Origin of the sequence: Burkholderia sp. (assembly GCF_018375725.1) — a bacterium.
Lineage (GTDB): Bacteria > Pseudomonadota > Gammaproteobacteria > Burkholderiales > Burkholderiaceae > Burkholderia.
On the sequence record NZ_JAHACR010000166.1, the window covers coordinates 1 to 9,294 of the forward strand.

The window sequence follows — 9,294 nt, forward strand, 5'->3', positions numbered from 1 at the left end:
CGGCGGTGCCCGTGACCGCCGCCAGCGCGACCGCGACGCCCACGCGACGCGCCGACCGCTTCACCCGCAGCCATCCCATTGCCCGCACCATCCGTCACATCCCCCGACGTCGCGCAGCGATCCTTTGCAGCAGGCTGAATGCGCCGAGCGCGAGCAGCAGCCCCGCGACGACGCCGACCGCGCCGAGCACCACCGGATGCCGCGCCGCATGCGTCCAGACGCGCGCGTACCACGGCACGAAGCCGACCACGTACGGCTCCGCGACCCGCATGCTGTCGACCGCTCCCGGCCGCACCAGCGCGAGGTCGCCCTGGACGTGCGCGACGAGCCCGGCGTTCTCGAACACGTCGAGCACGTCGCCCAGGCGTGCCGGGTCGGTCGCCGTCAGTGCGACGACACTGCGGCCGCGGCTGCCCGGCAGTTCGAAACCGAGCAGCGCGGCCAGCGAGCCGTTCTGCTCGATCCGTGCGCCGCCGTCGGCCATGCCGACGCCATTGCGCCAGCGCTCCTTCACCGTGAACGCGACGCGCGTGCCGCCCGCGCCGGCGTGTTCGCCAACCGCAAGCGGCAGCGACGCGCGCCAGCGCTCCAGCAGCGGAAACGACGGCTCACCGTCGATCACGAGCAGATCCTTGGCCGACAGCGCAGCGACGTCGCCCGGCCGCGCGACCTGCACGCGCAGTGCCGGGAAACCGGTTCACTCGCCCATATGGCCCAGCATCGTCAGAAACGCTTCCAGTTCCCGCGGCGACGGCCGGTCGGCGACGACCACCGCGGTCTGCGACAGATCCGCGAAACGGGTGAACGGAAAGCCGCTGTTCGCGAAGTACGCCAGGTTCGGCAGTTGCGCGTAATGGACGAAGTGCGAGAAATCGATCGTCGAATCCGGATCGATGGCCGCGCGCTGCGGCTCGACAGCAGTGCTCGCGCACAAACTTGTCTTCTGGGAATCGAGCGTGAACTGCAACTGCAGCTGGTTGCCGCTGCCGACACGGAACGCGGGAATGTCGACATCGCTCGTCACCCGGCCTTCAGGCACCGACAGCAGCGGCAACTGCAGGCGGCCGTGCCCGTCCTCGGCGCGCGCCGGCCCGAGACGGTACGACTTCACGAGCTGGTCGTTGATCTCGACGGCAAGCGTCGAATTGTCCTGCACGGTCGGTGCGGTATAGCGGTAGCGCAGCATGACCGGCACGCCCGCGCCGTTCCACGAATACAGGTCCGCCGGCACGCGCAGGTTCAGGCGGATCGGATCGGGTGCCGTGCCGCGCACTTCGAGCTCGCGCGGATCGGAAACCAGTTCGCGGAACGCGATCGGACGGTTGACCGGCAACCAGCGCGGCGCGTCGTACGGCTTGCGCGGCGCGCCGATGTCGACGTGCGCGACCGTCGCCGATGCTCCCGACAGCGCTGCACGCCCGAGCACCAGCGTATTGACCGCGTCGTCGACTTCAGCCGCATTGCGGCCGGTGACGATCAGCACCTTCTTGTCCGGTGCGGTCGGGCTGTCCGCCACCGCGAGCATCGGGCCGTTGACAGGCGGCAGCGACAGGCCCGGCGGCAGCATCGTGACCGGACCGACCAGCACGGCATGATCGTTCGTCGGCAACGCCGACGACACCGGAAAGCGCGCCCGGCGGTAATCGGCCAATGCGCCGAACCACGACGCGAGCACGCCCGCGCTGCGCAGCGTCGCCGTATCGGGCGATGGCGGCAGCACGAACGGCAGACGCACGTGTCCGTTGTCGCGCCGGTCGAAGAACGGCGCGGGCAGCAGCGCGAGGTCGCTGGGCAGGCGAACCGCCGTCTCGTCGAGAATCAGCTCGCTCGTCGGGCTCACGTCCGCCCACAGCGCCGAGCTCGCGGGATCTTCGCAATGATCGAGCGAATAGTGCGCGATGAGGCGCAGCCCGATCTGATTGAAATCGGAGAAGTAGCGCGGATCGATCGGGATATCCTGCGTCACCGTGCGGCCCGCGTTCGCCTGATCGAACGGCACGGTCGCGACCACCTCCCCGTTGACCGACACTTTCAGGTGCGACATGGGGAACACCAGCGCCGGTGAATACGCGTAGGTCAATCGTAGCCGCGCTCCCGTCACCACACGATCGAGCCGCACGCCGGCGCTGATCGTGCGTGCGGCATCGGCGCCCCGCAGGCGCACCGGATCGAACGCGCCAAGCGTCGAGAACGGCAGGTGCACGGTCGTGACGGGCCGGCCGCCCGGCGCGGCGCCCGCCACCGGCGCGCTCGCGGCCGCCGGCGCAACCGAAATGGCGGGCACCGTGGCGGATGGCGACGTCGTGGCAGCCGGCAGACAGGCGGCATAAAGCGAAGCTGCCGCCGCCGCAACCGAAATGGCGAACGAAAGGATCGGCTTCATGAACGGCTCCGTTTCAGCTGGTTGTCGAGATTGTCGAAAACGACACATGCAAAGCAGCTATGCCGATGATTGAGCATCTCCAATGCATTCCCTCTTGTTCTGGCCTTGATGACGTGATCAATCCGGTGTGGCGGCCTCCGCCACACCCGGACACCGCGCATGCGCGAGCCCCGGCGCATATTCGTCAGACTATCCTAAAAATAGACCGAAACTTACCCCAATTTGCAAGGATTGGACAGACAAGCGGGAAAGCCGGTCAGAAATGCAGGGGGAATGCGATCCGGAGGTATGAATTACGCCGTTGTCAGCGCATAGAGCAAACGGCATATTGCTGATGCGGAACATCGCGCAACGCCACGGTAGCCGGATGTCAGCGGCAATCCCGTTGCAGGCGGCCGGGCTGGCGCATCCGCGTGAGCGGCGCATATGCTACAGCATTCCGGACAGCGCCCCCCGCGTTTTCTTCGTGGCAGCACTGACTTGAGTCACGTCGTCGACATTGCGACCCCGCCCCCGAAGACCCTGCTGCGCCGCATCGGCGCGCAGACCGAAATGGCCAAATTCGGCCTCGACCTTGGCATTGCCTTCGAGCAGCGCACACAACTCGGTTCGCATGAGGACGCGATCGGGCGATGTCGTCGGATCTGCGTCCATGATTTCCCGCTCAAAATCGGCAACCGCCGACGTGCCGATCATCGGAGCGAGGTTGTCGCGCCGGGCGCTCCGACGCTGGCGCGCAGTGGTCGGTGACCATCAGCCTTGCGAAGGCCAATGCCCCAAACGTGCTGGAACGGAACGGCATTGCTTTGAACTGTCGTGACCGATTCCGCCTACGGTCATCATCGCGACGAACGTCCTCGAACTTGTCTCGTCACGCGCCTTCATACCACTAAAGTCCGATGAAGCGATCGCACCATTGGGATTGAAGAACGCGTGCCACAAAGCCTGCTTTCATAGAACATTGAATACCCGTCGCGACGATGGCGAAATTCCATATTTAACAGAAGACCTCGAATTTATTGATATTCGAAGTTATATTGCCATTAGCATCAATCGTGACATGCATCGTCAAGCGATAGTGCAAGTCCGGCACGCCTCTATCGACTGCGATCACCATCCCTGAAAATACAGTCGTGTAACTTATAGCACCGGAGGAAAGGGTATTTTCGGTTGTATTCCCCCCTTCATTGTCAATATATCTTGCACCGGTGCTGCTTCCCACTCCTACGCCACGAACGCGCACGTATGTTGTTACGTGCAATCCACCAGCACTATCCGTCACCACCCTGACATCAAATTGCATCTTTCCGGAAAGGGTATATGTTTCATTATTGCAATTATTCAATCCCTGTGCGGTGAATGGCTGCCACGGACTGCCGTAAGCATATGCCGCGCCCGCTCTCGCAGCAGGAACCCAAAATACCGATGCGATGATGAGGAAAAAAATATGGCCACAATGGCTGCATGTGTTTTCAAGCGTCTCATTTCCCACTCCTGCATTTTAAAATAATGCCAATACCGACCAACGGACCCTTGAACGCGTGAGCTGGACGGCCACGTTAGTGCCAGAGTGAGTTGCATGCCAATAGAACGGCACCTCGCCGAGCGCAGTTGCACTGCAGCAACACCAATTCGCTGATATTTTGTTTTGGGCTTGCAGCACCGGGCAAATGATCACGGCGATTCGCTCAACAGACAAACGGAATCAACCCAATCCTGTGCACCGTCAGATGCAATTCACGACGTTGTTATGAAGTGTCACGTTGCGTCGCTCATTTCTTTTTCACCCTTACTGCGTTTCGCAGCGGTGCACGATCCAGCCGATGTCATCCGTTGGCCCCAACGCCCCTGGCCAGACATGGCAAGCAACAATGGCACCATCCGCAACAACTTATTGATTTTTATCTGAAATCAGAGTGAATTCGTGCCCGTACGGCAGCAATTCGGCCAAATATGTTTCAGTATCGAAACGTTCTTCCTTGCCGAGCATGTTTAAACATTCGCTGGATAGGCGATTGGCCATCAGGCGCGAAGCATCGTTGGCCAACAGCCGTGCGGAACGGTTCGGAGAAGGTAGAAACCGGTCACACGTCAGTCACACGGAATTGTGACTGGCTCTGCAACCCAGCGGGAAACAGACCGTGCGTAATTGATTGATCTGTCAGGAAATTCTGGCCCGCCCTACATGATTCGAACATGTGACCTACGGCTTAGAAGGCCGTTGCTCTATCCAACTGAGCTAAGGGCGGTCTGGGGAAGAAGACATCGACCCGTCGAACCTGACAAAAACACTTCAGGCCCGGCGAACGCCGAGCCCGAAATTATACCTGATCACCATGCAAGATCGGCAGCCGTATCATCACATCGGCTGCGGATGGAACATGAACCATCCAAGACAGAACACACCGGCAATCGCACAGTACACGCCGAACGACGCCAGCCGCCCGCGCCCTTCGAAATAGCGCATCAGGAAACGCACGCTCAGATAGGCCGCGATCGCAGTCAGCACACCGCCCAGCAGCGCATCGCCGAGCTGATCCGGTGCGCGGAAGAGCTTCGGCAACTCGAGCACGCCGGCCGCGAAGATGATCGGCGTGCCGAGCAGGAACGAGAATTCCGCCGCCTTCTCGGCCGTCAGCCCCGCAGCGTTACCGGCAATCATCGTCAACCCGCTGCGCGAGAAGCCAGGAATCAGCGCACCGACTTGCGCCAGCCCCACGAAGAACGCCTGCTTGAACGTCAGCTTCTCGGGCGGACGGTGCGCGCGGCTGCGCTGGATGCGATCGCCGAGCCACAGCAGCACGCCATTGACGATCAGTGCGACGGCCACGATGCGCAGGTCATGAAACACGCGTTCGATGCGCTTTTCGAGCAGCAGGCCGACAATCCCGGTCGGAATCGTGCCGATGATGAGCGCCCACATCAGATGCCCTTCGTCATTGCGGCGGCCGCCGAGCGATGCGAAAAAACCGCGCGCCAGTTCGATCCAGCGCGCGCGGAAATACCACAGCAGTGCGATAGCGGTGCCGAGGTGCAGCGCGACGAGGAACGGCAGCAGTTGCGGCGCATGCTTGTCGATGTGCATGCCGAACAATGCCGGCACCAACAGCGTGTGGCCCAGACTGCTGACCGGGAAAAGTTCGGTAACGCCCTGCAGGACGCTCAGAAATACCAGAAACCCAAGACTCACGCGTCGGTCCTTTTTTACGGAAATTAGGTGGGAAGTCATTCCGGGCGTCACGGCACACATGCCGTGGCATGTCGCCCGGAAACGCGTCCCGATTATGCCGAGCGCACATGACCGAGCCAAGGCATTCGACACGATATTGCGGCGCCGCACACAACCGCCCGCAATTCGTAAGCAGTAAGAAAGCAAAAAGCCCGCCGTTTGAATGGCGGGCTTTGCGGATTCGGTAGATTGTGCCGTTACCGGCCGAGCTGATAGAAAAACAGCACGGTGCTGCCGGTGAACATCCCAAACAAGGCGATACCCATTGCCATTGCCAGATCCATGCGCGCTCCTCGAAGTGTCATGACCCGGTAATACAACCGGTGGATCGCACATTATCCGTACGCGTATCGACCATCAAAACTCGCAATTTCCCGAGAAGGGTTTTCCCCGACGCATCGGCGGCCCGATAATGGAGCGCCGTACCGTCCAGCAGCCTCGTCAACCACTCACTCCCGATTCGCCATGCCGACCTTCCAGCAACACGAGATTCACGAACTCCACGCCGGCCCGTCGCTCGTCCGGATCGCGCCGCAATATGGCGGACGCCTGTTGTCATGGGACGTCGACGGCGAACCCATCATCTTCTGGCCGGCCGATGCCGACTGGCGCAACGTCGCGCGCGTGCGCGGCGGCAATCCGCTGCTGTTCCCGTTTCTCGGCCGCCATCGCGTCGACGGCGCGCTCGGCCGCTGGCGCGATGCGTCGGGCGTCGTCCGCGACCTGCCGGCGCACGGCTTCGCGCGTGACCTGCCATTCTCGTCACATCCCACCGCGGACGGCACCGGACGCACCATGAAGCTCGAGAGCAGCCCCGCACTGCACGCCAGCTATCCGTTCGATTTCCGTTTTGAAGCGACCTACCGCCTCGCCGACGCGCATACGCTCGATGTCGCGCTGACGACAACCAATCGCGGCGACACGCCGATGCCCTATTACGCCGGCCATCATTTCTACTTCGCGCTGCCGCACGCGGAGCGCGGCCAGACGACGCTCGAACTGCCACCGACGCACCGACGGCAACAACTCCCCGACGGCACGATCAGCGCCCCCGAACCCGGCGACGCGCATTACGCGCTGGACGACGCACGCCTCCACGACTGTTTCCATTGTCTCGACGGCACGGCGTCCGCGCCGGTGCGAATCGCGATGCCGGGCCGCCGCCGGACGGTCGAAATCGATCTCGATGTGCCCGGCTCGATCCCGTGGTACGCGGTGACGACCTGGACGGAAAAGCCCGACGCCGACTTCTACTGTGTCGAGCCGTGGCTGGGTCTGCCCGATGCGATCCACAACGGGCTCGGGCTGCGCATGCTCGCGCCTGGCGCGACCGAAACCGCGGCGCTGCGCATCCGCGTCGCGCCATTCGCGCGCTGACGCGCCGGCCGCCGGGCGCGCGCCCGGCGGCACCCATCTGCGGCCCGATCGTCGAACCCGTTAAAATCTGACGTTTTGCCAACTGTCGCGCCGCGCGCGCCAGCGTTTTGCGAGGTTCAATGTTCGGAACAACAACGAAGCGACTCATCGCAGCATCGTTCGCCGCCCTGCTCGTCGCCTGCGGCTCCGCGCCCGTCGGCCCCGGTTACTACCGCGTCGAACGCGGCGACACGCTTTACAAGATCGCGCGCGCCAACCGCCAGTCGGTACAGAACATCGTGCGCTGGAACCAGATCACCCATCCCGATGCGATCGAAGTCGGCCAGGTGCTGCGCGTCGAGCCGCCGCCCGGCACGACGACATCGAGCATCGGCACCGGAAGTGCCGGACGCAGCCGGCCGGCGCCGTCGGCGCCCGTCGAATCTGCGGTGAAGCCCGCCTCCAGCATTGCGCTGATCTGGCCGGCAGCCGGCGATGTGATCCGCACGTTCGACGGCGCGACCTCCAAGGGCATCGACATCGCGAATCGCCCCGGCACGCCGGTCCTCGCGGCTGCGCCGGGCGTCGTCGTCTACGCGGGCAACGGGCTGCGCGGCTACGGCAACCTGATCATCGTCAAGCACAACGCCGATTACCTGACGGCCTATGCGCACAATCGCGCGCTGCTCGTCAAGGAAGGCCAGTCGGTCACGCAAGGACAGACGATCGCCGAAATGGGTAACAGCGACAACGATCGCGTCGCACTGCATTTCGAGCTGCGCTACGGCGGACGCTCGATCGACCCTGCGCGGTATCTGCCTGCCCGCTGAGCGCAAACGGATCGCATGCGGTGCCAGCCCGCACCGCGCGCATGTCGTGATGGTGTTCGGAAGGCGCCGGTCAGCGTTTACGCAGACGGCCGGACAGAGGATCGACGTGGCGCGCGAATGCCACCAACGCGACAATTCCGATCAGGCTGAACCCCGCAGCAAACAGAAGCAAATCCATGGTCTCTTCAAGTCAACGTCGTCATCTTATGCGTCATTGCCGAATCCTGCGCTGACGCGCGGTCATCGCACGAGCCTGAATTTTCCCCAAGATGTCGTACAGTCTCCGCCTGAGCACGTAAAAAACTACCGGATCGGCCCCGGCCCGATCGAGGACTGCCTGCTCGCGCATCCCGCGGTGCGCATGGCGGCCGTCGTCGGCGTGCCCGACACGACGCATGAAACGCATGCGGGCGGATGGTTTATAGTGGCACTCACCTGCAGTCTTTCAATCAATCCGATGTCCTCCGAATCCGCAAACGAACCCGGCGCCGGCGCGTCGCATAGCCCGCTCTACGCCAAGCTCCTCGGCGAAACCGCCAAGATCGACTGGTGCGATCTGGAACGCTTCTTCGCGCAAGGCAAGCTGCTGTCCGTCGCGCGCGACCTCGATCTCGTGAGCGTCGCCGAAGCGATCGCCGGCGACGACGCCACGCAGGTCACGCAATGGCTTTCCGCCGGCCACGTCGAGCGCATGCAGGCCGATACCGCGCGCGATTATGCGGCGCGCAATCCTGAGTTGTGGGCGGTCGTCGTATCGCCGTGGGTGTGCGTGCAGGAACGCGGCTGACGCGTCCGCAATGCCCAATCCTGTCTTATCGCCCGCGGCCGGGCCGCAACCGGCCGCGGCATCCCATCGGCGCGTGCTCGCGCTTGCCTTTCCGATCGTCCTCGCCAACCTGACCCAGCCGATTCTCGGCGCGGTCGATACGGCCGTGGCCGGCCATCTCGACGGCACGCAGTATCTCGGCGGCGTGGCGCTCGGCGGCCTGTTCTTCAATTTCGTGTTCTGGGGCTTCGGCTTCCTGCGCATGGGCACGACCGGTCTCGTCGCACAGGCGCATGGCGCGCGCGATGGCGAAGGCATCAGGTTGAACGTGCTGCGCGCGCTCGTCGCCGCATTCGTGCTCGGCGTGATCGTGCTGGCGCTGCAGACGCCGCTGTTGTCGTTCGCGCTGCACGCCCTCGGCGGCAGCGACGCGGTACGCGCGACGGCGCTCGCCTACAGTCACGCGCGAATCTGGGCCGCGCCGTTCGCACTGGCGAACTACGTCGTGCTCGGCTATTTGCTCGGCATGCAGCGCGTCCGCCTCGCATTCGTCTCGCAGGTATTCATCAACGCCGTCAACGTCGGCGCGGTGCTGCTCTACGTGTACGGATTCGGCTGGGGTATCGCCGGCATCGGCGCTGCCACCGCCACCGCGGACGCGTGCGGTTTCGCGCTCGGCGCGTGGATGCTGTGGCGGTCGCGGCCGCGCGGCTTGCCGCCGCTTGCCGCG

General features: G+C 63.6%; 6 protein-coding genes, 1 tRNA gene and 2 pseudogenes. 4 read left to right on the plus strand and 5 right to left on the minus strand.

Annotated features, from left to right (window positions below; genetic code table 11):
* Positions 1-94: 94 nt before the first annotated feature.
* The 5 genes and pseudogenes from bcsB to KH616_RS16490 all read right to left on the minus strand — a co-directional run bounded on the left by bcsB (position 95) and on the right by KH616_RS16490 (position 5,573).
* Positions 95-2,383: pseudogene (gene bcsB / locus KH616_RS16470) on the minus strand (cellulose biosynthesis cyclic di-GMP-binding regulatory protein BcsB).
* 585 nt (positions 2,384-2,968) lie between these two features.
* Positions 2,969-3,118, minus strand: a pseudogene (locus KH616_RS16475) (RNA polymerase subunit sigma); the annotation flags it as partial.
* Between the two features lie 262 nt (positions 3,119-3,380).
* On the minus strand, positions 3,381-3,875 hold the full coding sequence (locus tag KH616_RS16480) for a hypothetical protein (protein WP_292248209.1): 495 nt from the start codon (positions 3,873-3,875) through the stop codon (positions 3,381-3,383).
* Between the two features lie 680 nt (positions 3,876-4,555).
* Positions 4,556-4,632, minus strand: a tRNA-Arg gene (locus KH616_RS16485).
* Between the two features lie 110 nt (positions 4,633-4,742).
* Positions 4,743-5,573, minus strand: a complete 831-nt coding sequence (locus KH616_RS16490) for an undecaprenyl-diphosphate phosphatase (protein ID WP_292248212.1) — start codon at positions 5,571-5,573, stop codon at positions 4,743-4,745.
* 504 nt (positions 5,574-6,077) lie between these two features.
* Between KH616_RS16490 and KH616_RS16495 the strand changes: the two genes are divergently transcribed.
* The 4 genes from KH616_RS16495 to KH616_RS16510 form a co-directional block, all read left to right on the plus strand.
* Positions 6,078-6,989 carry an aldose epimerase gene (locus KH616_RS16495; protein WP_292248214.1) on the plus strand — a complete coding sequence of 304 codons (912 nt, stop codon included), beginning with the start codon at positions 6,078-6,080 and terminating at the stop codon, positions 6,987-6,989.
* 119 nt (positions 6,990-7,108) lie between these two features.
* A complete protein-coding gene (locus KH616_RS16500) occupies positions 7,109-7,798 on the plus strand; it encodes a peptidoglycan DD-metalloendopeptidase family protein (protein ID WP_292248217.1) in 690 nt (229 codons plus the stop codon).
* 457 nt (positions 7,799-8,255) lie between these two features.
* Positions 8,256-8,585, plus strand: coding sequence for a DUF2288 domain-containing protein (locus tag KH616_RS16505; protein WP_292248220.1), 330 nt, complete (start codon positions 8,256-8,258; stop codon positions 8,583-8,585).
* A 10-nt stretch (positions 8,586-8,595) separates the two neighbouring features.
* Positions 8,596-9,294 (plus strand): MATE family efflux transporter (locus KH616_RS16510; protein ID WP_292248223.1); only part of this gene is annotated, 699 nt, incomplete at its 3' end.